Origin of the sequence: Achromobacter sp. UBA2119 (assembly GCF_002331005.1) — a bacterium.
In the GTDB taxonomy this organism is placed as follows: Bacteria; Pseudomonadota; Gammaproteobacteria; order Burkholderiales; family Burkholderiaceae_B; genus Achromobacter; species Achromobacter animicus.
Genome location: NZ_DCYD01000018.1, coordinates 366,782 through 392,979, shown reverse-complemented (window position 1 = coordinate 392,979; position 26,198 = coordinate 366,782). Strand labels below are relative to the sequence as shown.

The following is a 26,198-nucleotide window of genomic DNA, read 5'->3' as shown; positions in this document are numbered from 1 at the left end:
GTGTAGGACTGCCTTCCCCTCGCACTCTTGACATCTATCAACACCCCCTGCGGATACCCCTCAAAACTCAGGAACTTCCCCTACATTTCGTAGGGCTATTAGGCCTTCGACTCTGGCAGATTGACAAACCGCAATCCGATCCTGAGTGCATGTTCGTAGGATGCCCGTAAGCAAACACGACGAACAGAGTTCAGCATGCGCGGCAGTACCGAAGTACCCCACCGGTTCACAAAATACATTCAGGCCGCGTTCATTGTTTTATGGCTTTCCTGTCTGTTCCTGGCGCAAACCGCGCAGGCGCAGCGCCTGCCTGACTTCCTGGCCAGCACACCTATCACAGACGTATTTCCCGGCGCCGACCGCACCGGTCCCGTCGAAGGCAAGCCCGCAATTGCCCGCGTGTTTGCGGGCAACAAGCCGCTGGGCCTTGTCTACCTGACCACCGACGTCGTCAACACCCGCGGCTACTCCAGCAAACCCATCGACGTGCTGGTGGGGCTTTCCGACAGCGGCCGCATCATGGGCGCAAAGCTGGTCGAACACCACGAGCCCATCGTGCTGATCGGCATCCCACAAGCCAAGGTCGACCACTTCATCCAGGGCTACGTCGGCCTGAACTTCGTCGACGCCCCGCCCCGGCACGGCGCGCCGCCGCCCGTCGATATCGTCAGCGGCGCCACGGTCACGCTGATGGTGATCGGCGACACGATCACGCGGTCCGCCATCGCGGTGGCGCGCGCCCACGGCATCGACAAGTCGGGCGCGCCGCGCCAGGCCGCGCAACCAGTGGCAACCCGCGTCATCGACGAAAGCAAAGACACCGTGCAGACCTGGCAGGAACTGCTTGACGCCGGCGCCGTGAAGAACCTGCGCCTGACGCCCGACGACGTCAACCAGGCGTTTCTGCGATCCGGCCGCAAGGACGCCGCCGAACACGGCGAAGGCGGCCCCGACGACACCTTCATCGACCTGTACGCCGCACTGGTCAGCGCTCCGTCCATCGGCCGCAGCCTGCTGGGCGACATCGGCTGGCAGCGCCTGAAAGAACGCCTCAAGCCCGGCCAGCAGGCCGTGCTGGTCGCCGGCAATGGTCTCTATTCGTTCAAGGGTTCGGGCTACGTGCGCGGCGGCATCTTCGACCGCATCGAGGTCATCCAGGACGAAAGCGCCTTCCGGTTCCGCGACCGCAACCACCAGCGGCTGGCCGACGTCAACGCCAAGGGCGCGCCGGCGCTGCGCGAAGTCGCCCTCTTTGTCGTGCCCGAGGATGCCTCGCTCGACCCGGTCAAACCGTGGCGCCTGCAACTGATGGTGCAGCGCGTGCTCAGCGTGTCGGACAAGGCGTTCGTCACGTTCGACCTGCCGTATGACCTGCCCACGGCCTACACCCGCGCCGTCGCGCCGCCGACCGCACCCGCAGCAGCAGGCCATCCCGCCACTGCACCCGCGCTTTCGCCCGACGTCGAAACCGCCCCGCCCGCGTTGTGGAAGCAAATCTGGCAAGGCAAGGCCGGCCAGATCGCCATCCTGACCGTCGCCCTGACGGTGCTGGTCGGCATCTTCTTCTTCCAGGATCAACTGACGTCGCGCCCGTTGCTGCACGACCGCCTGCGCCTCGCGTTCCTGGCCTTCGCGCTGTTCTGGATCGGCTGGTACGGGCAGGCGCAGTTGTCCATCGTGAACGTACTGACGTTCTTCTCGGCCCTGCGCACAGACTTCCGCTGGGAATACTTCCTGATGGACCCGCTGGTGTTCATCCTGTGGTGCGCCACCGCCATCTCCATGGTGTTCTGGAACCGCGGCGCGTTCTGCGGCTGGCTGTGCCCGTTCGGCGCGCTGCAGGAACTGACCAACCGCATCGCCCGGCGGCTTGGCGTGCGCCAGCTCAAGATCCGCCACGGCGTGGCGCAGCGCCTGTCCACGTTCAAGTACGTGATCTTCCTGCTGCTCTTCGGCTTCTCGCTGTACGACCTGGCGGTCGCCGAACAACTGGCCGAAGTCGAACCCTTCAAGACCGCGATCATCCTGCACTTCGTGCGCCACTGGCCCTTCGTGCTGTTCGCCGTGGCGCTGCTGGCCGCGGGCCTCTTCATCGAACGCTTCTTCTGCCGCTACCTCTGCCCGCTGGGCGCCGCGCTGGCCATCCCCGCCCGCCTGCGCATCTTCAATTGGCTCAAGCGCTACCGCGACTGCGGCAACCCCTGTCAGCGCTGCAACATCGAATGCCCCGTTCAGGCGATCGACCCCTCCGGCGAAATCAACCCGAACGAGTGCATCCAGTGCCTGCACTGCCAAATGCTTTACCACCACAAACAAAAGTGCCCTCACCTGATCCAGAAGCAGGCTAAGCGTGAGCGGCGCCCGGCTCCGCCCCCTGAGCCGTCGGTGCAGGAAGTCGTTCTGCACCGCATGCCGACGCCCAACTCGGCAAATCGCCCCAACCGGGAATCGTGAAACACGGTTTTCGTACCGCGGCGCACTGCGCCGTCCCTACCTAGGAGTTATCCATGTCCGACAAGACCCCCGAAAAAGCCGGCCTCACACGCCGAAGCTTCCTGGGCACCGCAGCCATCACCGGCGCGGCCGGCCTAGTAGCCGGGGCGCAGATGTCCACCGCGCACGGCAAAGAGGGCAAATCAGGCAACGGCGCCGTGCTCGGGCATGTCGCGCCGGGCGAGCTCGACGAATACTATGCGTTCAACTCCAGCGGCCAGTCCGGCGAAGTCCGCGTGCTGGGCCTGCCGTCCATGCGCGAACTCGTGCGCATCCCCGTGTTCAACCATTGCAGCGCCACCGGCTGGGGCCGCACCAACGAGAGCCGCAAGGTGCTGACCGAAGGCCTCACGCCTGAAACCCGCGAGTACCTGAAGGACAAGGGCGGCGTATTCCCCAACGGCGACGCCCACCATCCCCACCTGTCGTTTACCGACCAGACCTACGACGGCCGCTACCTCTTCATCAACGACAAGGCCAACAACCGCGTGGCCCGCATCCGTCTGGACGTGATGAAGACGGACAAAATCGTTGAACTGCCCAACGTGTCGGGCGTGCACGGCCTGCGTCCGCAGCGCTATCCGCGCACCGGCTACGTGTTTGCCAACGGCGAGCACATCATCCCGCTGCCCAACGACGGCAAGGTGCTGGACGATCCCAAGAAGAACTTCTTCTCGGTGTACTCGGCCATTGATGGCGACACCATGAAGGTGGCGTGGCAAGTGCTGGTCGACGGCAACCTGGACAACGGCGACGCCGACTACCAGGGCAAGTATTCGTTCGCCACCTGCTACAACTCCGAGAAAGGCGTCACCGTCGAGGAAATGTCCGCCAACGAGCAGGACTGGGTCGTGGTCTTCGACCTCAAGCGCATCGAGAAGGCGGTCAAGGACGGCGACTTCAAGACGATGGGCGGCGTGCCTGTGGTCGACGGCCGCCACGGGTCCAAGTACACGCGCTACATCCCGGTGCCGAATTCGCCGCACGGCTGCAATGCCGCGCCCGACGGCATCCACCTCATGCTGAACGGCAAGCTCTCGCCCACGGTCACCGTGATCGACGTGCGCAAGCTGGACGACCTGTTCGCCGACAAGATCAAGCCGCGCGACTGCGTCGTGGCCGAACCGCAGCTGGGCCTGGGCCCGCTGCACACCGCGTTCGACGGCCGCGGCAACGCCTACACCACGCTGTTCATCGACAGCCAGATGGTCAAGTGGAACATCGACAAGGCCAAGCGCGCGTACAAGGGCGAAAAGGTTGATCCCATCCTGCAGAAGCTGGACGTGCACTACCAGCCGGGCCACAACCACTCGACCATGGGCGAAACCAAGGAAGCCGACGGCAAGTGGCTGGTGTCGCTGAACAAGTTCTCGAAAGACCGCTTCCTGAACGTGGGCCCGCTCAAGCCCGAAAACGACCAGCTCATCGACATCTCCGGCGACGAGATGAAGCTCGTGCATGACGGCCCCAGCTTTGCCGAGCCGCACGACATGTGCCTGGTGCACCGTTCCAAGATCAACCCGATCAGCGTCTGGAAGCGCGACGACCCCATGTGGGAAGACGCCCGCCAGATCGCCAAGAAGGACGGCGTGTCGCTGGAAGACGCGGCCAAGGTCGTGCGCGACGGCAACAAGGTCCGCGTGTACATGATGGCCGTCGCGCCGATGTTCAGCTTGAAGCAGTTCGAGGTGAACCAGGGCGACGAGGTCACCGTGTTCGTGACCAACATGGAAGTGATCGAAGACCTGACGCACGGCTTCACGCTCGAAGGCCACGGCATCGCCATGGAAATCGGCCCGCAGGCCACGTCGTCCATCACGTTCAAGGCGGATCGCCCCGGCATCTACTGGTACTACTGCCAGTGGTTCTGCCACGCGCTGCACATGGAAATGTCCGGCCAGATGATCGTGCACCCCAAGAAGTCTGCGTAACGATCCATGGCTGCCATCGCAACCTTGCGAAACGCGGCGTGGGCCGCGGCCGGCCTCGTGCTGGCCGGCTTCGGCCCGGCCCTGCACGGGGCGGCCGCGGCCGCCACCCTGGAGGTCGCCGCAGGCGCCGACCTGGCGCAGGCCGTGGCCGCGGCGCAGCCCGGCGACACGCTGCGTCTGGCGCCCGGCACCTACCCCGGCGCCATCGTCATCGACAAACCCCTTGTCATCGAAGGACCGCAGGACCGCTCCGCCATCATCGCCGGCACCCGCGAAGGACGCACGCTGTGGGTCAAGGCCGCGGACGTGTCGCTGCGCAACCTGACCGTCACGCGCTCCGGGCTGGACCTGCCCGCCATGGACGCGGGCATCTTTCTGGACCGCACCGCGCACCGCGCCGTGGTCGAACACAACGACATCCTAGACAACCTTTTCGGCGTTTATGTATGGGGCCCGCAGAACGCGCTGGTGCGCGGCAACCGCATCGTCGGCAACCAGGAACTGCGCGTGGCCGAGCGCGGCAACGGGGTGTCGCTATGGAACACGCCGGGCAGCGCGGTGGTGGACAACGACATCTCCGCCGGCCGCGACGGCGTCTTCGTGAACACCAGCAAGCAGAACCGGTTCACCGGCAACCGTTTCCATGACCTGCGCTATGGCGTGCACTACATGTACACGAACGACAGCGAGATCAGCGGCAATGTGTCCACCGGCAACGACATCGGCTACGCGATCATGTATTCGCACCGCCTGGTCGTTACCCGCAACGTGGCGGTGAACAACGTGGAGCAGGGGCTGATGATGAACTACGCCAACAACTCCGACATCTCCGGCAACACCGTCGATGGCTCGGGCAAATGCGTATTCATCTACAACGCCAACAAGAACCGCTTTGCGGACAACCATTTCTCCAACTGCGACATCGGCATCCACTTTACCGCCGGCTCCGAGGGCAACCGGATCTCAGGCAACGCCTTCATCAACAACCGCAACCAGGTCAAGTACGTGGGCACGCGGATGATGGAATGGTCGGACAACGGCCGCGGCAACTACTGGAGCGACAACACGGCCTTCGACCTGGACGGCGACGGCATCGCCGACACGGCCTACCGCCCGAACGACGTGGTGGACCAGCTGCTGTGGCGCGCGCCCGCCGCGCGGATTTTGCTCAATAGCCCCGCCATCTCGGTAGTGCGCTGGGCGCAATCGCAGTTCCCCGCAATCCTCCCGGGCGGCGTGATCGACAGCAAGCCGCTGATGAAGCCTGTGCGGGAACGGATCGATTACGGCGGTGCGATGGCCAACGCAAAACCCGGTGCAACGCCTGATGCAAAAAGCGCCGCCAACCCCGACGCAAAAAACGGCGCGAAGCGCGCCGAGGACAATCAATGAGCAACCCACTGGTGACGCTTGCGGGCGTCAGCAAACACTATGGCGGCCACAGGGCGATCAGCGTCCTGGACCTGGACCTGCGCGAAGGCGAATGCGTGGCGCTGGCCGGGCACAACGGCGCGGGCAAAAGCACCCTCATCAAGCTGATCCTCGGACTCATCCGACCCACGCACGGGCGCGTCACGCTCTTCGGCCAGGACGCGCACAGTCCGGCCGCCGCGCGCCTGCGTGACCGGATCGGCTACCTGCCCGAAACCGTGGCGCTGCATCCCGCGATGACGGGCGCCGAGACCCTGGCCTTTTACGCGCGCCTGAAGCGTCAACCCGTGTCGCGCAACGCGGATCTGCTGGAGAAAGTGGGTATCTCCGGCGCGGCGCACCGCCGCGTGGGCGGTTATTCAAAAGGCATGCGCCAGCGGCTGGCGCTGGCCCAGGCACTGCTGGGCGCGCCCCGCATCTTGCTGTTCGACGAGCCCACCACCGGCCTGGATCCGGCGTCGCGTCTCAAGTTCTACGAGATCGTGCACGAACTGCGCGCAAGCGGCGCCACCATTCTCCTCAGCACGCACGCCTTGTCGGAGCTGGCCGGCCACGCCGACCGCATCGTCGTCATGAAGGCGGGCGTGAAGATCGCCGACGGCGGCATGTCGGCGCTGCGCCGCGACACCGGGCTGCCCATCCGCATCAGCGTCACGCTCGGGCCGGACAACGCATCCGCCCCGCCCTCCTCGGCCTGGCGCCAGGTCGACGCCAACCGCTACGAACGCCTGTGCCACGAATCGGACAAGGTCGAGACCATCCGTAGCATCGGCGCCATCGGGGCGCCCATCAGCGACCTGGACATCCAGGTCCCGGGGCTGGACGACATCTACGCCCATTTGCTTGAACGGGAAGACGCATGAACGCCGTAAGCACAATCATCGGCAAGGAAATCCGCGACGGCCTGCGCAATCGCTGGGTCCTTGCCACATCGCTCCTGTTGGCCGCACTGGCGCTCGCGCTCGGCCTCTTGGGCAGCGCCCCCACCGGTGCGGTCAAGGTCGATCCGCTGACCGTCACGGTGGTCAGCCTGTCCAGCCTCTCCATCTTCCTGGTGCCGCTCATCGCCATGTTGCTGGCGTATGACGCCATCGTGGGCGAGGTCGACCGAGGCACCATGGCGCTGCTGCTCAGTTATCCGGTGTCGCGCTGGCAGGTCATCATGGGCAAGTTCATCGGGCACCTGGCCATCCTGGCCATCGCGACCGGTGCGGGATATGGGTCGGCAGGGCTGGCTTTGCAATGGGTCTACGGGGGCATGGACGCAGGCGCCTGGCGGCCCTTCGCGATGCTGATCGGGGCCAGCGTCCTGCTGGGCGCCAGCTTTCTGGCAATGGGCTACCTCATCAGCACGCTGGTGCGGGAACGCGCCACGGCAGCGGGCATCGCGCTGGGCGTCTGGCTGTTCTTTGTCGTCATCTACGACATGGGCCTCCTGGGCGTGCTGGCCGCGGACCAGGGTCGCCACGTCACACCGGGCATGCTCAATGCCCTGCTGCTGGCCAATCCGTCCGACGTCTACCGCCTGCTGAACCTGACCGGGTTCGAGAACATTTCCATGTATGCGGGCATGGCCGGCGTCAGCGATCAGGCCCACCTGCCCGTGCCGCTGCTGGTGGCGGCGCAATTGCTGTGGATCGCGGTGCCGTTTCTGCTGGCCGCCTTCTGCTTTCGGAGGAAACAGCTATGACGCTGAAACGTTGGGCCGCAAGGGCGGCCTTCTCCGCCATCGTGCTGGCGGTCTCGGCTTGCAGCGGCGACGACCCCGCCGCACCGCCACCCGCGCCGCAGGCCGTCTCCGCCGACGCCGTCGGCCACTACTGCGGCATGATGCTGCTGGACCATGCCGGGCCGAAGGGCCAGATATTCGTAAAGGGCCGCGCCGCGCCGGTGTGGTTCTCGTCCATCAAGCAGGTCTTCGCCTACACGCTGCTGCCCGAAGAACCTAAAGGCCTGGCCGCCATCTACGTCAACGACATGGCAGCCGCCGGTCCCGATGGCGCGGCGGATCTGAAAGCGTGGGTCGACGCACGGCAAGCCTTCTACGTCATCAACTCCAGCTTCATCGGCGGCATGGGCGCCGAAGACGCCATTCCGTTCTCGGATCAAACGCGCGCGCTGGCCTTCGCCCAGACCCACGGCGGGCGTGTCGTGCGTTTTGCCGACGTGCCCGAGGACTATGTGTTTGCGCAATAGCGCCAAGCCCTCCGACCTGCCTCATGTGCCCGCGCCAATCGCGCCTTAATCAGTTGATATCGCCATGAACCCTCCCGCCCGCCGCCGCTTCCTCGGCATCATCGCCGCGTCTTCCGCGCTGGCCCTCGCTCCCAGCTTCCTGCGCCGCGCGCACGCGGCCATCTCGCCGACGCGTTGGCAAGGCGTGGCGCTAGGCGCGGACGCGGAACTGCGGCTCTACCATCCCGACCGCCAGGCCGCCGAACAGCTCATCGAGCGGGCATTGCAGGAACTGCGTCGCCTCGAGAGCGTGTTCAGCCTGTACCGCGACGACAGTGCGCTGTCGATCCTGAACCGCCAGGGGTTTCTGGTCGATCCCCCCTCCGACCTCGTCCGCCTGCTCAGCGAAAGCCGGCACTACGCGGACCTGACGGGAGGCCTCTTTGATCCGTCCGTGCAGCCGCTGTGGCGCGTGTACGCAGATCACTTCGCGCGGCCTGACGCGTCCCGGGATGGTCCGGCCCAGGCGGACATCGCCCGGGCGCTGCGATGCGTGTCGTACCAGGACATCAAGATCGACCCGCAGCGCATCGACCTGCAGCCGGGCATGGCGCTGACGCTCAACGGCATCGCGCAGGGCTACATCACCGACCGCGTGACGGACCTGTTTCGCAACGCCGGGCTGGAACGCGCACTGGTCGACATGGGCGAGATACGCGGACTGGATGCGACGGCCAACGCAACGGGCTGGCGCGTCGGGCTGGCCGACCCCATGTCGCCGGACCAGATCCTGGCGCAGGTGCCGATCAGCAACCAGGCGCTTGCCACTTCCGGCGGCTACGGCACGCCGCTGGATGCCGCGGGACAGTATTCGCACCTGTTCGATCCGCACTCCGGTCGGGCGCGGCCGCTCTATCGCAGCGTGTCGGTCATGGCACCCACCGCCACAACTGCCGATGCCCTGTCCACGGCGTTCTCGAACATGCCGTTGGAACGCACCGCCGCGCTGGTGCGCAGCTTTGGCGTGCAGGCGTGGATGGTGTTGCCAGATGGACAACTGGTAGCGCAGACCGGCGTAGCCTGATTGCGCGCCGCATGAAAAAACCGGCCGCCAGGGCCGGTTTGCTTTGACCATGAAAAACCGGCCTTCACGGCCGGTTTGCATTGACCACGAAAAACCGGCCTTCAAGGCCGGTTTTTACTGCCCGCCGCGCCGATCAGGCCGCCGAGGGCGGGTTCAGCGTCGAGAGCATCTGCGTGAAGATCTTGGGGCTGGCGGCCAGGACGTTGCCGCTGTCCATCCAGCCTTGTTCGCCGTCGAAGTCAGCGACCAGACCGCCCGCTTCCAGCACCATCAGGCTGCCCGCCGCCACATCCCACGGCTTCAGGCCCACGCCGCAGAACCCATCCAGGCGGCCGGTGGCCACGTAGGCGAGATCCAGCACGGTCGAGCCCAGGCGGCGCACGCCGGTGGCGCCTTCGGCCATCTGGCGGAACCGCTGCGAGCCTTGTTCGGGATCGCCGGCGTTGGGCCAGTGCGCGCCCAGCAGCGCGTCGTGGTAGCGGGTGCGGCCCGAAACGCGCACGCGGCGGTCGTTCAGGAACGTGCCGCTGCCACGGCTGGCGGTGAAGAGTTCGTTGCGCGAGGGATCATAGATGACCGCTTGCGTGACCTGGCCGCGCTGCGTCAGCGCGATCGACACGGCATAGTTGGGCAGGCCGTGGATGAAGTTCGTGGTGCCGTCCAGCGGGTCGATGATCCACTGGAATTCCGCCTGGTCCGGACCCTGCAGACCGAACTCCTCGCCCAGGACGGCGTGGTCCGGGTAGGCAGCGCGCAGCGTTTCGACGATGGACTCTTCCGCGGCCCGATCGACTTCCGTGACATAATCGCGCGGCCCCTTGCGAGCCACGCTGAGTCGTTCCAAATCCATGCTGGCACGGTTGATAATGGTGCCGGCACGCCGGGCCGCCTTGATGGCGATGTTGAGCATCGGGTGCATAAAATTCCGTACGTATGCGATGAGTTGGCTTGATGATAGGCCGCTTGCCGCCCCCCGGCACGCCGTCGCCCCCGCGGGGAAATCGACTCAAAAAACCAGGAAGGCACGAAGCCAAACGTGCCATTTTAAATGACTCAAGCATTTTCACGTGTTCGCTTCGTAATGGTGAACCCCAGCCACCCCGGAAACGTCGGTTCCGCGGCCCGTGCGATCAAGACGATGGGCTTCTCGGAACTGGTTCTGGTGGACCCCAAATTCCCGGATGTAACAAGCCAGCCGGAGGCCGTGGCGCTGGCCAGCGGCGCGCTGGACGTGCTTGAGAACGCCCGCATCTATCCGTCGCTGGAAGAAGCCCTGGCGCCCGTCACGCTGGCATTCGCGCTAACCGCGCGGGTTCGCGACCTGGGTCCCCCGCCCTGCGACATCCGGCAGGCAGCCGACCTCGCCTGCGCCCACCTCGCGGACACGGCCGAGGGCGTGACCGCCGTTGTGCTGGGCACTGAGCGCGCCGGTCTGACGAACGCGCAGATCGCGCTGTGCCACCGCATCTGCCACATCCCTGCCAATCCCGAGTACAGCTCGCTGAACGTCGCCCAGGCGCTGCAATTGGCCGCCTGGGAGTTGCGTTATGCGCTGCTGGTGGACCAGGGCGCCGAACTCCTGCCGCGTTCCACCGCGCAGGAGCCTTCGCGGGGCGCGGAGCCGGCTTCCAGCGAGGCGGTCCAGGCGTTTCTGGCGCACTGGGAGGAAGCGCTGGTCGGCGTGCAGTTCCTCGACCCGGCCCATCCCAAAAAACTGATGCCGCGCATGCGCCACCTGTACTCCCGCCTGGCGCTGACCCGCGACGAAGTCGACATGATGCGCGGGGTCTGCACGGCGATGCTGAACGCGGCCAAGAAGAAATAGCGGGTCCGAAAAACCGGCAGATTCGCCCTTCACGGGCAACGCATGAAAAAGGGACGGTCCATGACCGTCCCTTTTTACTGTGCCAACTGCCGGCGTGTAACCGGCAGAGACGCCGATCAGTCCACCGTGGCGCCCGAAGCCTTGATCACGGGTGCCCAGCCTTCGACTTCCGACTTGATGAATTGGCCGAATTCGGCCGGCGTGGTCTTCACGCCCACGGCGCCCAGCTTTTCAAAGCTGGTCTGCACGGAAGGCTTGTCCAGCGCCTGCTGCATGGCGGCGTTGAGCTTGTTGATGACTTCCGGCGGCGTGCCGGCCGGGGCCAGCAGGCCGAACCACGACGACACGTCGAAGTCCGTGAAGCCCGTTTCCTTCATGGTCGGCAGATCCGGCGCGCTCTTGGAGCGGTCGGCGGTGGTCACGGCCAGCGCCTTCAGCTTGCCCGATTGCGCGTGCGGCCAAGCCGACGGCATGTTGTCGAACATGAACTGCACCTGGCCGCCGATCAGGTCGGTCATGGCCGGGGCGCTGCCCTTGTACGGCACGTGCAGGACGTCGATGCCCGCCTTCATCTTGAAGAGCTCACCCGCCATATGGATGGAGGTGCCGCTGCCGGACGAGGCGAAAGCCAGCTTGCCCGGGTTCTTCTTGGCGTAGTCGACCAGCTCTTGCACGGACTTGACCGGCACCTGGGGATTGACCACCAGGATGTTCGGGACCTTGGCGCCCAGAGCGACCGGAGCAAAGTCCTTCGTCAGGTCGAACGAAACGTTCTTGTACAGGGTCTGGTTGATCGCGCTGGTCACGGCGACGAACAGCAGCGTGTAGCCGTCCGGCGTGGCGCGCTGGACCTGGTCGGTCGCGATGTTGCTGCCGGCGCCCGGCTTGTTTTCAACCACGAAGGACTGGCCGAGCGACTCGGTCAGTTCCTTGGCCATGATGCGGGCGATCACGTCGGTGGTGCCGCCGGCCGAGAAACCGACCACGATGCGGACGGGCTTGTCGGGATAGGCGGCGTGGGCGGAACCCATTGCAAATGCGCTTGCGGCGGTGGCCAGAAGGGTGACGGCCAAACGCCGCATGCCAGGCTTGTGACCTGTAGTCATAGTGTCTCCGTGCAGGTACTGTCCATTAAATGGACGATTTGAATTATTGGATGAACGCATTCTGCGCTATACATGCGGTGGCCATCAAGGTAGAGTCCACCCTACGGACGATGGTTTTCCCTCGTCCGTACATTGATAACCCTTAGTTTTCAGAGATCTGCATGCAAGACAGCGATGCCGCGGCCGCCGGCCCACGTACTCTGCGACGCGGCCTCGCCGTACTGGCCGCCCTGCGCGACCAGGGTCCGGACGGCCTGAGCGTCACCGATATCGCCCGGTTGACCGGCATACAGCGGCCCACCATCTACCGGCTGCTGGCCGCCCTGCTCGACGCGGGTCTCGTGCTGCCGGTTGCGGGCACCAAGAAGTATCGTGCCCAGCTTGCCGTCGATCCGGACACGCGTTCCCGCGATCCGCGGGTGCGCCAACTGCTCCCCGTGCTGCGCCGCCTGGCCGACCGCACCGGCGACGCCGTGTTCCTGGTGGTGCGCGAGGAAGACGATTCGATCAGCCTGCATCGCGAAATCGGCAGTTATCCCGTGCAGATCCTTGCCACCTATGCGGGCAAGCGCCAGCCGCTGGGTGTTGGTTCGGGCGGGATGGCGCTGCTGGCTGCCCTGCCCGACGACATCGCGCGCGGCATCGTCGAACGTAATTCGGGCAGGCTGGACGAGTACGGCGGCATGACGCCCCAGGAAATGTTCCGCCTCATCGAAAACACGCGCGCGCGCGGTTATTCGGTGGTGGGCAACCACGCGGTGCGTGGCGCGCTGGGCGTGGGTTGCGCGCTGCTGGACGCGCAGGGCGCGCCTCTGCTGGCCGTCAGCGTCACCGCCATCATCGACCGCATGCCCGCGCAGCGACAGCGCGAGATCGCGGGCTGGATCAAGACGGAACTGGCGCGGCTTGCGATGCCGGCCTGATTGGCAAGGTGCCGGGGCGCGGCTAGTCGTGGTCACGCATCCAGGCCGTTAAGCCGGGAAGCCGAAGGATCCAGAAGCGGTCATGCCGTCACGCCTTGCTGGTGCACGCCATCTCGCCGCCACATAAAAATGGGCGCCTCCAACGAGGCGCCCATTTTCATGACTGACAAAACAAGGCCCGCAATCAGGTAGCGGCCGCGCCCGTCTTGGGGTTCTGGATCTCGCGCAGCGGGATCGGGGCCTGGAAACCGGCCTCTTCGAGCGAGCGGCGGATCTCCTGGTACAGGCTCCAGCGCAGCTCCCAATACTTGCTCGACTCGGCCCACACGCGCACGTTCACCGTGACGCCGTTTTCCTTGTAGTCGAACACCTTCACCTGCGGCGCCGGGTCCTTCAACGCATCGGGACGCGCGTCCACGATCTGTTGCAGTTTGGCGACCACCGCATCCAGGTCATCGCCATAACGAACCGGCACCGGAATATCCAGGCGGCGCGTCTTGTTGCGGCTGTAGTTGGTGATCGTGGCGTTCCAGACCGTGCTGTTGGGCAGCGTCATGTGGATGCCGTCACCCTGCACGAGGCGCGTCAGAAACAGGCCCACTTCCTCGACCGTGCCGTCCGCGCCGGAGCTGAGCGCGATGTACTCGCCGGCGCGGATCGGACGCAGGATCAGCAGCATGATGCCGGCCGCAATGTTCTGCAGCGTGCCCTGCAAGGCCAGACCGACGGCAAGACCCGCGGCGCCCAGCACGGCGATCAAGCTGGCCGTCTGCACGCCAAAGCGCGCCAGCACCGCGATCACCGTGAAGATGCGCACCGCCCACATCACGGTCGTGGAGAACATGGGCACGATCGTGGGATCGATCTTCGGCGACCGCGTGGCGGCCCGGCGAACCCAGTTGCCCAGCAACGACGACACCCACCAGCCAATACCGAGAATGAGCAAGGCGACGAGCAGATTGATGCCCATATCCATCAGCCTCGGGGCCCAGATATAGAACTCTTTTACGGCCTCATCCATGGAACCTCCTGCGAAAAAAATCGACGGCAGAATGTATCAGAAGCGGCTGGCACAAAGCGGCGCAGCGCCCGACGGGAGTGTCAGGCTTTGTAAAGCGGAGCAGCGCGTGCCGCCGCGGCGTACGGCGTAAGACTGATTCCGGTGTCTGACACCCGAATCGGTCAGACATGCAGCATAGGTCTTGCCGCGCCGGCAGGCAAAGCGGCGTTACGCCGGCACGATGCGGAAATGGTTGTCCCAGGACATGTCATGCGATGGCGGCAGGACCGGCCTTTCCTTGCCTTGCGCGTCAACGCGGATCATCGCGCCCAATCCGCTACTGACCAGAAAGCCCCCTTGCGCGGCGGGCGCGACGCCGCAGCCGTCGGCGAGCGCGGTGACGCCCAGGCATTTGCCGCTGGCGGCGTCCCAGTAGATCACCTGCCCGCCAACCGGGCTGGACGTGGCCACAATGCCGCCGGCGGCGTCGACCGTGACGGAGCCGACGTAGTTGCGCATGTTGCGCAGCGTCTCGGCCGGGCCGTCGAACAGTTCCAGCGCCGCGCCGCGGCGATGGCGGCCGACCAGCGCCGGACGATCCGCGGCCGGGCCCATGTATTGGCAACCGAACCACACCGCGCCATCGGCCGCCAGCGCCAGGTGCCGGATCGACAGCCGATGCAGTGCCGGCGCAAGTTCGACCTTCTCCAGCAGTTGCCCGGAGGCCGCGTCGATATACGCGAGCGACGGCCGCATGGTGTCCAGGTTCAGTTCCAGCTTGCCGTAGTCAGGGTGTGTCAGGATGCCGCCGTTGGCCACGCACAGCGTCTTGCCATCCGGCATCAACACGACCTCGTGCGGTCCGATGCCGCCGGAATCGAACTCGCCCACGCGCCGGTAGCCGCCGCCGGGCGTGGCGTCGTACAGACCCAGCACGCCGCGTCCGCCTTCGAAGTCGTTTTCCGTGGCGGCCAGCAGGCGGCCGCCTTCCACGAAGGCGCCGTGACCGAAAAAATGCCGGTCATCGGGCAGCGGCAAGGCGGCGGGCTCGCCGCCTTCCAGCGAAAAGCCCAGCGCAAAAAAGCCGGGTTGGCGGCCGAACACCACGGCGCGCTGCGCGGTGGCGTCGATCGCAAAGCTGTGGCCGCGCGCAGGCATGGGGATCGAGAGGCGATCGCGGCCCGTCCCGTCCAGCACCACAGCTTCATCGCGGCCGCCGCGCTTGCGCGCGGTCAGGTACAGCGGCCCGCCATCAGCCGGCAGCGCGGCACGCGCCGCAGAAGGCGACAAGCCCAGCGCCGCGGCCAGCGCCAGGAAGCGGCGCCGGTCAATCTCCATCGAGCGCGTTAAAGCCGATGGTGACGCCCAGGGCAGGCGCCAGGTTCTCGTCAACGATGGCCTTGGCGTTCTTGAGCGTCAGCGACGCCAGGACCAGCAGGCGGCGCCCTTCTTCGCCCGCCAGCGCCTGGTCCAGCGGCGCAGGCACCGCACGCAGCGTCTCTGCGGCGCTGGACAATTCGCCGCGCACCGACGCATCCATCCATTCCTCGCCCGCGGGCAAGGGATAGCCGCCTGCCACATAGAACGCCTTCAGCGCGTCCAGGTTGGCCGCCAGCAGGCTCATCGACAGGCCGCTGCGCCAGAACGCCGCGCGCTTCGGACGGGCGGCCTGCGGCGAATCGCCCAACACCGGCTCGATCTTCACGTCGCGCGCGAACTGCAGGCCGGTGGACAGGGCCTTCATGGCTTCGGCGGCAACTTCCTGCGAACTGCGATAGAGGTCATTGCCCGGTTGGGGCTTGGCAAACTGCCGCCCGAATTCGCCCTGCGCATCCCAGGCCTCGCCCAGCTCGCGCGAGATCGTGGCGACATTGGCGGATACGGCCGTGGCGTAGCCGCAGGCATACGCAAAGCTGGGCTCGCCGGTCTGCTTGAGCAGGTCGGGCTCGCCGTACAGCACGTATTCCAGAGCGGGAAGACCCTGCACCGCGACGCTGCGGCCGGCCAGCGCGCCGGGCTTGAGCAGCGCGTCATCCTTGGCCGCGATCAGCGCCTGCACCTGGCGGGGCATCACCCCGCGCGTGTCGGGCCAGAAGGCCAAACGTTCAAAGCGGTTGGCCTGCACCAGCGGGCCGAAGCGCAGGATCTCGACGCCCGACCATGCGTGCGCCAGCGTCTTGAACGCATCGCCGACGCGCCCGGCGCCGGCCGCATCGGGCTTGGCGCACCAGCCGCCCAGCGCGCGTTCCAACGCGGCAGCGGCGTCCGTCATCTTGGCGACCGCCGGCCGGGCGTAATCACGCGCCAGGCGTTCGCCCAGGTCAGCGGGCAACGCGGCCTGTGCCGCAACCACGGCAATCGGCGCCGTCAGCATCAACGCTGCAGCCGCGGCGCGCATGAACAAAAGGCGGGCCATCACAGGGACTCCAGGAAGCGGATCAGGTCCGCGCGTTCGTCGGGCGTCATGTCCACGACGCGGTCGCGCGCGGGCTTGGCCGCGCCGCCATGCCACAGCACGGCTTCCAGCAACGTGCGGGCGCGCCCGTCGTGCAGCCAGGTCGCATTGGGATTGACGGTCTTGGTCAGGCCAATGCCCCACAACGGCGGGGTGCGCCATTCGCGGCCGGTGGCCATGCCGTCGCTCACGCCGTCGGCCAGGTCGTCGCCCATGTCGTGCACCAGCATGTCGGTGTACGGCCAGATCAGCTGGAAACGGTGTTCCGGCTGCTTGGCGTTGCGGCTGGTCACGTATTTGGGCACGTGGCAGGCCACGCAATTGGCCTCGTAGAACAGCTTCTTGCCCGCCAGCACGCGCGCGTCGTCCGCATCGCGCCGCATGGGTACGGCAAGGTTGGTCGAATAGATGGTGACGAAGTCCATCAGCTTGCCCGGCACTTCCTCTGGCCCAAAGCGCGGCTGCGCGCCGTGCGGCATGTCCAGGCATTGCGTCTGCGCAGGCGTGCATTCGCCGGAATGCTTGGGGAACAGCGGCGTGGACAGGCCCATGTCGTTGGAGAACGCGGCAGCGCTCTGCTGCTCGACCGTCGGCTGGCCTGCCTTCAGATTGAAGCGGCCCAGCACGCGCGCGCCGGTGCGCGCATCGGTGACCCAGTTGGCCTTGCCGACGATGCCGTCGCGCTTGTCCGCGCCAACGTTCGCCAGGATGTCGGACTCGTGAATCGATTCCAGCAGGCCCAGCCCGATCATCGGCGGCGCCAGCCGCGGCGAGATCTGCGTGTCCGCGCGCATCGGCCCGTAACCCAGGTTCTCGATGCGATACGTGGGCTTCATCAGCGTGGCGGTCTCGCCGCCGCGCAGCGCCACGGGCACCGCTTCGTATTCGATTTCCATGCGGCCTTCGGCCGGCAGGCCCGCGACCGCGAAATTCTGAAGCTGCACGCCGTAGACGGGTTCGGGCAAGGCCGCGATCTCGTCGGCGCCCAACTTGGGATGCCCGCGATCGGCGCCTTCCGGCACGGCCAGGCGCAGCAGCAGCGCGACCGCATCCGTGCGTTCCAACGGATCGAAGCCCGGCACCGTGCCGCGGCCGTCCTTGGTGTGACAGGCCTGACAGGAGCGCGCGTTGAACAGCGGACCCAGGCCGTCGGACGCCTGCGTGGACGAAGGCGCGGACACCCAATCCTTGCGGAACAGGCCGTTGCCGACGATGAACTCCTGGCGGCCTTCAAAGCTCATGTTGGCCGACGGCTGCGAAAAGATGTCGGCGTTGATGAGCTTGTTGGTCGTCGTGGCGCCGGCCTGCATGGTCTCGAAGGATTCGACCTTCGAAAAATCGCTGGTGGGCGCCGTGATGGCGGTGACGCGTTTCCGGTCTTCGGGCGTCAGATCGTCACGCCCGCCGGGAGCGGCGGGCGCGGCGGCGGCGACGGCATGAACCGACGCCGCCAGTACGGCGGCTAATGCGAGTTTCACTTGAATACGGCGTCAGGTTTATCCAGGCTGTCGGACCCTTCGATGGCGACCTTGCCCAGGTCCAGCAGCGCGATCACGCGTTCCAGGCTGCGCGTCTGCGCGACGAGGCTGTCGATGGCAGCCTGCACCACCGCGTTGCCCTCCTTGTTGCCTTCCGCGATCATCTGGTCATAGGTCTCGACCGTCTCGGCGCGCGTCTTCATGGCCTGCATGGCGGCGACGGTGGCGTCCAGCTTGGCGCGCACTTCGGCGTCCAGCTTGGAATCCTTGGCCTTGACCAGTTCGGACAGGCTGGCGCCGGTCACCTTCTTGCCATCGATGCGCGTGTACGAACCCAGATAGACGTTGCGGATGCCGATCTGGTCGTAATAGTGCGAATTGTGCGTGTTGTCCGAGAAGCAATCGTGCTCTTCCTCGGGATCGTGCAACATCAGGCCCAGCTTCATGCGTTCGCCCGCCAGTTCGCCGTACGACAGGCTGCCCAGCCCGGTCAGCATGGCGATGAGGCCGGCCTTCGGATCCTCTTCAACCGCCTTGCGCGCCGCGCCGTCCTTCTTCCAGTTGCCCACCATTTCTTCGAGATCAGTCACCAGCAAATCCGTTACCGCCTTCAAAAACTCAATGCGGCGTTCGCAATTGCCGCCGGTGCACTGTTTCGGATCGAAATCCGTATGCGGGCGATTGCCCGAGTGACGCTCCTGCGGCGTGCCCTTGCGGTCCGCGGGCGCGGCGCCGGTGCCGTTCAGGTCCTGGCCCCACAGCAGGAACTCGATCGCGTGATAGCCCGTGGCCACGTTGGCCTCGTTGCCGTCGGCCTCGTGCAGCACGTCGGACAGCAGCTCGGGCGTGATCTTGCTGACGTCGACCGTCTTGCCGCCCACCGAGATCTTGGAATTGGCGATGACGTTCACGGCGTAGAACGCGTTCTGGTCGTTTTCCGTGCCGTAGGAGGCGTCGACATAGTCGATCAGGCCTTCATCCAACGGCCACGCGTTCACGCGGCCTTCCCAGTCGTCGACGATGGGGTTGCCGAAGCGGTAGGCCTCGGTCTGCTGATACGGCACGCGCGCCACGATCCATGCCTCGCGCGCGGCCTTCAGGGTTTCCGCGCTGGGCTTGGCGACCAGCGCGTCGATGGCGTCGCGCAGCTTCTTGGCGGCCGTCAGCGAATCCTCGTAGCCGGCCAGCGCCAGGTCGGAGTACGTGGCGACCACGGCCTTGGGTTCGACGGCGGCCTGCGCCACTCCGCCATACACCGCGGCGGCCAGCACCGCACCCAAAAGCAACTTGCGCATCGTCTTTCTCCCGTAATTCGGACGGCCCGCCCCCGCGGCGGCCCGTTCCGGCTTGAATTTTGTGGATGCGAGTGTAAACAATTTTCGTTTGATATTCAGGCGTTGTTCAGATAGCTGACATATTTTTGAACGAAAAAAGTATGCTCCGGCAGGTCACTCGGGGCGCCGCCGGCCCCGTTTTCTTCAGCCTGGAAATCGCCTCATGGAACTGCGCCAACTCCGTTACTTCGTCCGCGTCGCCGAGCTGGGCAGCATCGGCCGCGCCGCGCGCGACCTCGGGGTGGTCGCGTCCGCGCTCAGTCAGCAGATCAGCCGGTTGGAGAGCGAGCTGGCGACGCGGCTGCTGACCCGCAGCCCCACCGGCGTGACCACCACCCCGGCCGGCGCCGCTTTCCTGCGCCAGGCCCAACTGACCCTGCGCCACGCGGAAAGCGCCGTGGCGGCCGCGCGCGAGGCGCGATTGGCCGGCACCGTCAGCGTCGGCTTTGCGCCCACCACCGCGTCGCTGCTGGCCCGCCCGTTCTACGCCGCCATGACCGAGCGCTATCCCAACGTGCGCCTGCATCTGGTCGAGGGGCTGTCGGGCAATCTGGGCGACCTGCTTAACGCCCGCCGACTGGACCTGGCCGTGCTGTTCCAGAACGACACCGCGCAGGGCCGCAGCGTGGTGCCCGTGCTGGACGAGCGTCTGTTCCTGCTGGCGCCGCGCGGCATGGTGGAGCGACCCGATGGCGAGCCGGTCCGTATGACCGATCTGGCCGGATTGCCGCTCGCCGTCACCAGCAAGGCGCATGGGCTGCGCGCCTGGGTCGAAGCGGCCTTCGAGCGGGCCGGCATCGAACCCTGGATCGGCGTCGAGGTCGACGGCCTGACGACGCTGATGGACCTGGTGCAGGCCCATCCGATCGCGACCGTCCAGCCCGGCGCGGCCGTGGCCCGCGTCGAGACCGGCCTGCTCAGCATGCACCCCATCGATGATCCCTATCTGTTCCGCCGCAACCACATCTACTGCATCAGTGACGACGAGCTGTCGCCCGCCGCGCTGGCCGCGCGGGTGGTGCTGCTGGACGCCATGCGCGGACTGGTCCGGCACGGCGGCTGGCCGGGGGCAACCCTTCTGGATTCGTGATGCCCCCATAGCCTCGGGATGCCTAGGCGGTCGGATTTTCTGAAGATAAATTGATCCACATCAAGTCGCAGCGCGGTGCATGCGACCATCAACCTTCACGAAATCCGATGACCACTTCCCCCTCTCGTCCCGGCCGGCTGGGCATTTCCTCCATGCGGGCGCACTGCTCCGAAGCGGAATGGCAGGCCCGGGTGGACCTTGCCGCCTGTTATCGCCTGGTCGAGCTCTACGGCATGGCCGACATGATGGCCAACCATATCTCGTCCCGCGTGCCCGGCGAGGACAACGCCTTCCTCATCAACCCCTACGGGATGATGTACGAGGAAATCACCGCGTCCAGCCTCATCAAGGTCGACGTGGACGGCACCATTCTGTCCAAGCCCGATTTCGGCGATCTGGACTACGGCATCAACAAGGCCGGCTACGTGATCCACAGCGCGGTCCACGCCCACCGCCACGAGGTCGACTGCGTCATCCACACGCACAGCTGGGCATCGATGGCCGTGTCGTCGCTAGAGTGCGGCCTGCTGCCGCTGACGCAAACGGCCATGCGCTTCCTGAAGATCGGTTACCACGACTACCAGGGCGTGGTGCTGGGCACCGAGGAACAGGCGTCGCTGCTCGAGGACCTGGGCCAGGGCGAGGCGCTGATCCTGCGCAATCACGGCGCGCTGACCGTGGGACGCACCGTGGGCGAGGCCTTCAACTGGATGCACCGTCTGGAACTGGCCTGCCGCTCGCAGTTGGCGGCGATGGCGACGGGCGCCCCGCTGCAAGCCGTGCCGCCGCCCGTCCTGGAGGCCACCTGGAACAACTACCAGCCTGGCACGCGCCGCCCGTATGGCGTCATGGAGTGGCCCGCGCTGCTGCGCAAGCTGGACCGCATAGACCCCGGCTACCGGGACTGAGGCCGCGCCCGGAATCCCCCTGAACATTTCCAGCGCCGGCCGGCGTGGCGGCACGGCGCGATATCCCACGCGACAACGACCACGCGAGGAGACATTCATGAACACTGCCCAAGCCCTGCTGGCTTGCGCGGCGCTGGCGGGCGCCTGTATCGCGCCCGCCGCCAGCGCCGCCGGCTACCCCGACAAGCCGGTCAAGGTCATCGTGGCGTTCTCGCCCGGCGGCACCACCGACACGCTTACGCGCAGCGTCACGAACACGCTGACGCAGAAGCTGGGCCAGCCCTTCGTCGTGGAAAACAAGCCCGGCGCGGGCGGCAACATCGGCACTGAATACGTGGTGCGCGCCGCGCCCGACGGGCACACGCTGATCGTGAACTCGGTCGGCCCCATCGCCGTCAATCCCACGCTGAACAAGCTGAACTACGACCCGCTGACCGACCTGATCCCGATGGTGCAGATCGCCACCGTTCCCAACGTGCTGGTAGTGCCACCCTCCTCGCCCGCCAAGGACATCCAGGGCTTCCTGAAATACGTCAAGGGCGCACGGGAACTGAACTACAGTTCGACCGGCGTGGGCACGTCTTCGCACCTGTCCAGCTACATGCTGATGGACGAACTGAAGGTGAACGCCACGCACGTGCCCTACAAGGGCGCGGACGCGGTCAACGATCTGCTGGCCGGCCGCATCGACTTCATGTTCGCCACCATTCCGTCCGTGATCGGCCACATCCGTTCGGGCAAGCTGCGCGCGCTGGCGGTCAGCACGTTGCAGCGGTCCGCCACCCTGCCCGAACTGCCGACCATCGCCGAATCGGGGTATCCAGGCTTTGACGCCGGCTCGTGGTTTGGTTTCTTTGCGCCCAAGGGCACGCCGCAGCAGGTGGTGGAATTGGTCAACCGCGAAGTCAACGCGTCGTTGCCCGCATTGAACGAGCAGATGATTCGCGAAGGCGCCGAGCCTGTCGGCGGCACGCCAGCGCAATTCGCCACGTTCATCAAGGGCGAGCACGACAAGTGGGCCGTGCTGGTACGCAAGTTCGACCCGCAGGCGCATTGACGCTCGGTTAATGGGCTGATCCCATACCCGGGGCCACGACGGCGGCCGTGAACTGATCCGAGGCGCGGCACGCCAGTTCCGCCACCAGCCGGATCGCGTCCGAGCCGCCGCTTTCCAGATAGCTCACCACCAACAGCTGCGGCGGCACCGGCAGATCGGTGCGGATGACCTGGATCTCGCCGCGCGCAACGTACTCGTACATGGGCGGCAACGGCACGAGCGCACGGCCGAAGCCGCTGCGCACCAGCCGCGCCAGCGCCGAGATCGAACTGACGAAATGCACCTTGCCCTGCGGCATGCCGACCTCGCGGTACAGGGCCTTCAGCGCCTCGTGCGGCTGCGATCCCGGGCTCATCGTCAGCACCGGCTCGCCGAGCAGATCGTGCGCCGTCATCGTCTCCTCGCTGCCTGGCGACCCAACCCAGCCCATCTCCATCGGCAGACAGGGCATGCTGATGATGCCCGTGTCGTTCAGCACGTCGGTCTGGAACGCGATATCCAGCGTGCCTTCGCGCAACCCGCGATGCAGGGCGCGCACCGTCTCGGACGTCAGCTGGACCTCGATGCCGGGATACGTGGACCGCAGGTTCGACAGAAAGCCGATCAGCCACGTATGCACCACGGTCTCGATGGCGCCGATCCGCACCAAACCGGCGACCTCGTCGCCGCGCTTGCCCAGCGACAGGATCTGCTGGCGGATCTCGAGCAGACGCTCGCCGTAATCCAGCAGCCGCGTACCGACCGCCGTGAGCTTCAGTTCCTTGGCGTCACGTTCGAACAGGCGCGCGCCGATGTCCTCTTCCAGCGATGCGATGCGGTTGGCCACGGCCGCCTGCGTGATATGCAGGCGATCGCTCGCGGCGCGAAAACTTCCCAGCCGCGCGGACCACAGAAAGGCTTCGACAAAACGCGTGTTCATGCGCCGATGCTACTGCCAACGCGGCCGCGGCGGGACGCGTCGTTGCCGGCGAGCGGACACGGCGAGAGGACACGTTATGTCCCCTTATGTGGTGCGCCCTGCACCAACTTGGTTCACGCCGGGCACCAGCCTGAGGCGGCGTGACCCGGCGTCATGGGAGAAGCCGCCCCGCGCAAAACCTGGCACGGCTATTGCTTGATGACTGGTATGCAAGCTTGTCTACAAGCGCCCCCAATCAAGCAGCCCAGGAGCCTTACATGATCCATCGCAATGCACCCTTCGCCTTCAACGCCACCCGCCGCCGCCTGATCCAGGGCGCCGCCATGGGCGCGGCGGCGCTCGCCGCCCCGGCGCTGGTGCGCGCGCAATCGGGTCCGGTCATCCGCATCGGCTTCTGGCCCGTGGCCGCTGGCCTGCCGTTCTACGCCGCGATCGAGAAAGGCTATTTCAAGGAGGCCGGCCTGAACGTCGAGGCGCTGAAGTTCGCGGGCGCGCAGCAGGTCATGGAAGCCATGCTTGCGGGCCGCGCCGATGGCAGCGCCAACGGCACGGGCTCGGCCAACCTGGCCATCGGCGAGATCGCTTCGCCTGGCCTGTTCAAGATTTTTGCGTCCAATCCCAGCAACGCCAAGAACGTGCTGGATGAGTTCATCGTCGCAAAAGACAGTCCCATCAAATCCATCGCAGACCTCAAGGGGAAAAAGGTCGGTTCTGGTCCCGGCATCCAGAATTCCACGCTGGCCAAAGCAGTCCTGGAGCGCGCCGGCGCAACGGGGGCAACCGTGGTCGAGTTGGCGATCAGCCAGCACGTCGCCGCGGTTGCCGCCGGCCAGTTGGACGCGTGCTACACGCTGGAACCCACGGGCACGGTGGGCCGCCTGAACGGCACGACCCGCGTCCTGGAGACCGGCGTCATCGCCAAATACGTCCTGGGCGATCCGATGGCGCCGTGGTTCGGCGGTTCGGCTTCGCTGACCACCGCCTTCCTGAAGAAGCATCCCGAGGAAAGCAAGAAATTCATCGCCGCGTATGCGCGCGGCATTGAACTGATCCGCACCAAGCCTGAAGAGGCGCGCCCCTTCCTGAAGGGCTACACCGCCATCGAAGGCCCGATGACCGAGGAAGTGCCGCTGGCCGCCTACACGCTGCACAACGAGTTCACGCCCAGCGACGTGCAGTACTTCCAGAAGTTCTTCGACCTGTTCACCGACAAGGGCGTCTTCGCGCAGAAGGTCGACGTCTCGACCATGCTCTACAAGGGTTGATCCATGACCGCAACCACGGCTACGGGCGCCACGCCCGCCCCCTCCCAGGCCTCTGCCCCCGCGTCGGCGAAGACGCAGCCCGCCAAGGCGCAACCGGTTATGTCCAAGCCGCCGCGCAAGTTCGACACCTCGCGCCTGCTGCCGCTGATCGGCCCGCTCGCGCTCTTTGTGGTGTGGGACCTGGTGGTCCGCCTGCAGCTTGTCAGTCCGGTGTTGCTGCCCACGCCCAGCGCGACCATCGTGGCGCTGGTCAAGGGCATGGCGGGCGGCCCGCTGCTGGCTGACTTTCTGTCGTCGCTGAACCGCACCGTCCAGGCCTTCCTGATGGCCGGCGTGATCGGCGTGCCGCTGGGCGTGCTGCTCGGCAGCAATGAAAAGGCCTACCGCAGCGTCGAGTTCCTGGTGGACTTCTTCCGGTCCACGCCGTCCTCCGCCCTGATCCCGCTGTTCCTGATGATCTTCGGCGTGACCGACATGAACAAAATCGCCATCGCCGCCTTCGCGGCCGTGCTGGTGATCCTGTTCAACAGCGCGTACGGCGTCATCAACGCCCGCAAGCAGCGCGTGATGGCAGCGCGCGTGATGGGCGCGTCACGCTGGCAGATCTTCAAGGACGTGCTGATCTGGGAAAGCCTGCAGCCCACGTTTGTCGGCCTGCGCAGCGGCGTGTCGATGGCGCTGGTCATCGTGATCGTGGCCGAGATGTTCATCGGTTCGGACAGCGGCCTGGGCAATCGCATCATCAATGCGCAGCAGGTGCTGAACGTGCGCGAAATGTACGCCGCAATCCTGGCGGCCGGCGCGCTCGGCTATGTGCTCAACATCCTTTTTCTCGTGCTGGAAAAGCGCGTGGTTCATTGGAGCGGCCGATAAATGTCCACCGTCATCAACCCCGTCATCGCCCCCGCGCCAGCCGCCGCGCCCTTCCAGCCCGGCCCGCTGGGCACGCACATCACCATCCGCGGCCTGACCAAGTATTTCGCCGGCTGGCCGCTCTATGAAGACTTCAACCTCGACATCCCCAAGGGCAAGATCGTCTCAGTCTTCGGCCCCAACGGCTGCGGCAAGTCCACGCTGATCAACATGATCGCCGGCCTGATCCCCATCGATGCCGGCGAGATCCTGTTCGACGGCAAATCGCTGGCGCAGACCAAGATCGGCTACGTGTTCCAGAACTACCGCGAAGCCATGTTCCCGTGGCTGCGCACCATCGACAACATCGCCTACCCGCTGCGCCTGGAAGGCCGCAGCAAGGCCCAGGTCGATGCGCGGGTCGAAGAACTGGTGGCGTCGTTCGACGTGAAGTTCGACCTGAACCGCTATCCGTACGAGCTGTCGGGCGGACAGCAGCAGACCGCGTCCATCATGCGCGCGCTGGCCCCCGGACCCGAGGTGCTGTTCCTGGACGAACCGTTTTCCGCGTTGGATTTCGAGATGACGCTGTTCATCCGAGAAAAGCTGCAGGAAGTCTTCCTGCAGACCGGCACGACCATGCTGCTTGTCTCGCATGACCTGGAGGAAGCGGTGTACCTGGCGGATCAGGTACTGCTCTTGACCAAGCGCCCCACGCGCGTCGCGGAGATCCTGGACTACACGGACGCGCGGCCGCGCACGGTCGAGACGCTGTCCGAGCCAAGCTTCATCCAGATGAAGAAACTGAGCCTGGAAATCTTCCAGCGCGAAGTGCGCAAGTGATTCCACGCTATTAATCCCAAGCCAATACC

At 65.9% G+C, this 26,198-nt stretch carries 23 protein-coding genes; 15 read left to right on the top strand and 8 right to left on the bottom strand.

From position 1 onward, the window contains the following. The first annotated feature begins 195 nt into the window (after nt 1–195). The 7 genes from B3098_RS22925 to B3098_RS22895 all read left to right on the top strand — a co-directional run bounded on the left by B3098_RS22925 (nt 196) and on the right by B3098_RS22895 (nt 9,114). Complete coding sequence (locus B3098_RS22925; RefSeq protein ID WP_286899148.1) at nt 196–2,454, top strand: NosR/NirI family protein; 2,259 nt, start codon at nt 196–198, stop codon at nt 2,452–2,454. A 53-nt stretch (nt 2,455–2,507) separates the two neighbouring features. Beyond that, nucleotides 2,508–4,424, top strand: coding sequence for a TAT-dependent nitrous-oxide reductase (gene nosZ / locus B3098_RS22920; protein ID WP_175138605.1), 1,917 nt, complete (start codon nt 2,508–2,510; stop codon nt 4,422–4,424). Nucleotides 4,425–4,430: 6 nt separating this feature from the next. Further along, nucleotides 4,431–5,816: a nitrous oxide reductase family maturation protein NosD gene (locus tag B3098_RS22915; RefSeq protein WP_286899146.1), complete on the top strand. Its 1,386-nt coding sequence runs from the start codon at nt 4,431–4,433 to the stop codon at nt 5,814–5,816. Next, entirely contained in the window at nt 5,813–6,718 is a 906-nt protein-coding gene (locus B3098_RS22910; RefSeq protein WP_286899143.1) for an ABC transporter ATP-binding protein, read from the top strand. The genes B3098_RS22915 and B3098_RS22910 overlap by 4 nt, the downstream gene beginning before the upstream one ends. Beyond that, nucleotides 6,715–7,545: an ABC transporter permease gene (locus B3098_RS22905; RefSeq protein WP_239215712.1), complete on the top strand. Its 831-nt coding sequence runs from the start codon at nt 6,715–6,717 to the stop codon at nt 7,543–7,545. The genes B3098_RS22910 and B3098_RS22905 overlap by 4 nt, the downstream gene beginning before the upstream one ends. Continuing rightward, a complete protein-coding gene (locus B3098_RS22900; protein ID WP_286899139.1) occupies nt 7,542–8,051 on the top strand; it encodes a nitrous oxide reductase accessory protein NosL in 510 nt (169 codons plus the stop codon). The genes B3098_RS22905 and B3098_RS22900 overlap by 4 nt, the downstream gene beginning before the upstream one ends. A 64-nt stretch (nt 8,052–8,115) precedes the next feature. After that, nucleotides 8,116–9,114, top strand: a complete 999-nt coding sequence (locus B3098_RS22895) for an FAD:protein FMN transferase (protein ID WP_286899137.1) — start codon at nt 8,116–8,118, stop codon at nt 9,112–9,114. Between the two features lie 133 nt (nt 9,115–9,247). Here B3098_RS22895 and B3098_RS22890 read toward each other — a convergent pair whose 3' ends face one another. Next, the gene (locus B3098_RS22890) at nt 9,248–10,033 is read right to left on the bottom strand and encodes an inositol monophosphatase family protein (RefSeq protein ID WP_105239790.1); all 786 of its coding nucleotides are present in this window, start codon (nt 10,031–10,033) and stop codon (nt 9,248–9,250) included. Nucleotides 10,034–10,162: 129 nt separating this feature from the next. Here B3098_RS22890 and B3098_RS22885 point away from each other — a divergent pair, with 129 nt between their 5' ends. Then, nucleotides 10,163–10,939, top strand: coding sequence for an RNA methyltransferase (locus B3098_RS22885; protein WP_279976018.1), 777 nt, complete (start codon nt 10,163–10,165; stop codon nt 10,937–10,939). A gap of 116 nt (nt 10,940–11,055) precedes the next feature. On the opposite strand, the gene B3098_RS22880 is transcribed toward B3098_RS22885, so the two are convergent. Next, entirely contained in the window at nt 11,056–12,045 is a 990-nt protein-coding gene (locus tag B3098_RS22880) for a Bug family tripartite tricarboxylate transporter substrate binding protein (protein ID WP_376784655.1), read from the bottom strand. Nucleotides 12,046–12,206: 161 nt separating this feature from the next. Here B3098_RS22880 and B3098_RS22875 point away from each other — a divergent pair, with 161 nt between their 5' ends. Then, on the top strand, nt 12,207–12,968 hold the full coding sequence (locus B3098_RS22875; protein ID WP_105239793.1) for an IclR family transcriptional regulator: 762 nt from the start codon (nt 12,207–12,209) through the stop codon (nt 12,966–12,968). Nucleotides 12,969–13,152: 184 nt separating this feature from the next. On the opposite strand, the gene B3098_RS22870 is transcribed toward B3098_RS22875, so the two are convergent. The 5 genes from B3098_RS22870 to B3098_RS22850 all read right to left on the bottom strand — a co-directional run bounded on the left by B3098_RS22870 (nt 13,153) and on the right by B3098_RS22850 (nt 19,196). Further along, complete coding sequence (locus B3098_RS22870) at nt 13,153–13,989, bottom strand: mechanosensitive ion channel family protein (protein WP_175124253.1); 837 nt, start codon at nt 13,987–13,989, stop codon at nt 13,153–13,155. A 207-nt stretch (nt 13,990–14,196) separates the two neighbouring features. Beyond that, a complete protein-coding gene (locus tag B3098_RS22865; protein ID WP_286899132.1) occupies nt 14,197–15,306 on the bottom strand; it encodes a DUF1513 domain-containing protein in 1,110 nt (369 codons plus the stop codon). Then, on the bottom strand, nt 15,296–16,384 hold the full coding sequence (locus tag B3098_RS22860; protein ID WP_414631302.1) for an imelysin family protein: 1,089 nt from the start codon (nt 16,382–16,384) through the stop codon (nt 15,296–15,298). Before B3098_RS22860 ends, B3098_RS22865 begins: the two co-directional genes overlap by 11 nt. Next, nucleotides 16,384–17,901, bottom strand: coding sequence for a di-heme oxidoredictase family protein (locus B3098_RS22855; protein ID WP_414631301.1), 1,518 nt, complete (start codon nt 17,899–17,901; stop codon nt 16,384–16,386). Before B3098_RS22855 ends, B3098_RS22860 begins: the two co-directional genes overlap by 1 nt. After that, on the bottom strand, nt 17,898–19,196 hold the full coding sequence (locus tag B3098_RS22850) for an imelysin family protein (RefSeq protein ID WP_175124257.1): 1,299 nt from the start codon (nt 19,194–19,196) through the stop codon (nt 17,898–17,900). The genes B3098_RS22855 and B3098_RS22850 overlap by 4 nt, the downstream gene beginning before the upstream one ends. 202 nt (nt 19,197–19,398) lie before the next feature. On the opposite strand from B3098_RS22850, the gene B3098_RS22845 reads away from it, so the two are divergent. From B3098_RS22845 to B3098_RS22835, 3 genes are all read left to right on the top strand, one after another. Further along, nucleotides 19,399–20,325, top strand: coding sequence for a LysR family transcriptional regulator (locus B3098_RS22845; RefSeq protein WP_286899130.1), 927 nt, complete (start codon nt 19,399–19,401; stop codon nt 20,323–20,325). Nucleotides 20,326–20,432: 107 nt separating this feature from the next. Continuing rightward, nucleotides 20,433–21,233, top strand: coding sequence for a class II aldolase/adducin family protein (locus B3098_RS22840; RefSeq protein WP_175138615.1), 801 nt, complete (start codon nt 20,433–20,435; stop codon nt 21,231–21,233). Between the two features lie 97 nt (nt 21,234–21,330). Further along, nucleotides 21,331–22,290, top strand: coding sequence for a Bug family tripartite tricarboxylate transporter substrate binding protein (locus B3098_RS22835; protein ID WP_286899128.1), 960 nt, complete (start codon nt 21,331–21,333; stop codon nt 22,288–22,290). 7 nt (nt 22,291–22,297) lie between these two features. Here B3098_RS22835 and B3098_RS22830 read toward each other — a convergent pair whose 3' ends face one another. Next, nucleotides 22,298–23,209, bottom strand: coding sequence for a LysR family transcriptional regulator (locus B3098_RS22830; RefSeq protein WP_286899127.1), 912 nt, complete (start codon nt 23,207–23,209; stop codon nt 22,298–22,300). A gap of 257 nt (nt 23,210–23,466) precedes the next feature. Between B3098_RS22830 and B3098_RS22825 the strand changes: the two genes are divergently transcribed. The 3 genes from B3098_RS22825 to B3098_RS22815 are packed head-to-tail and all read left to right on the top strand — an operon-like array spanning nt 23,467 to nt 26,169. Then, nucleotides 23,467–24,474 (top strand): ABC transporter substrate-binding protein, encoded by a 1,008-nt coding sequence (locus B3098_RS22825; protein ID WP_286899125.1) that lies wholly within the window; start codon nt 23,467–23,469, stop codon nt 24,472–24,474. 3 nt (nt 24,475–24,477) lie between these two features. Continuing rightward, nucleotides 24,478–25,347: an ABC transporter permease gene (locus tag B3098_RS22820; protein WP_376784659.1), complete on the top strand. Its 870-nt coding sequence runs from the start codon at nt 24,478–24,480 to the stop codon at nt 25,345–25,347. Beyond that, entirely contained in the window at nt 25,348–26,169 is an 822-nt protein-coding gene (locus tag B3098_RS22815) for an ABC transporter ATP-binding protein (protein WP_175186462.1), read from the top strand. Nucleotides 26,170–26,198: the final 29 nt, after the last annotated feature.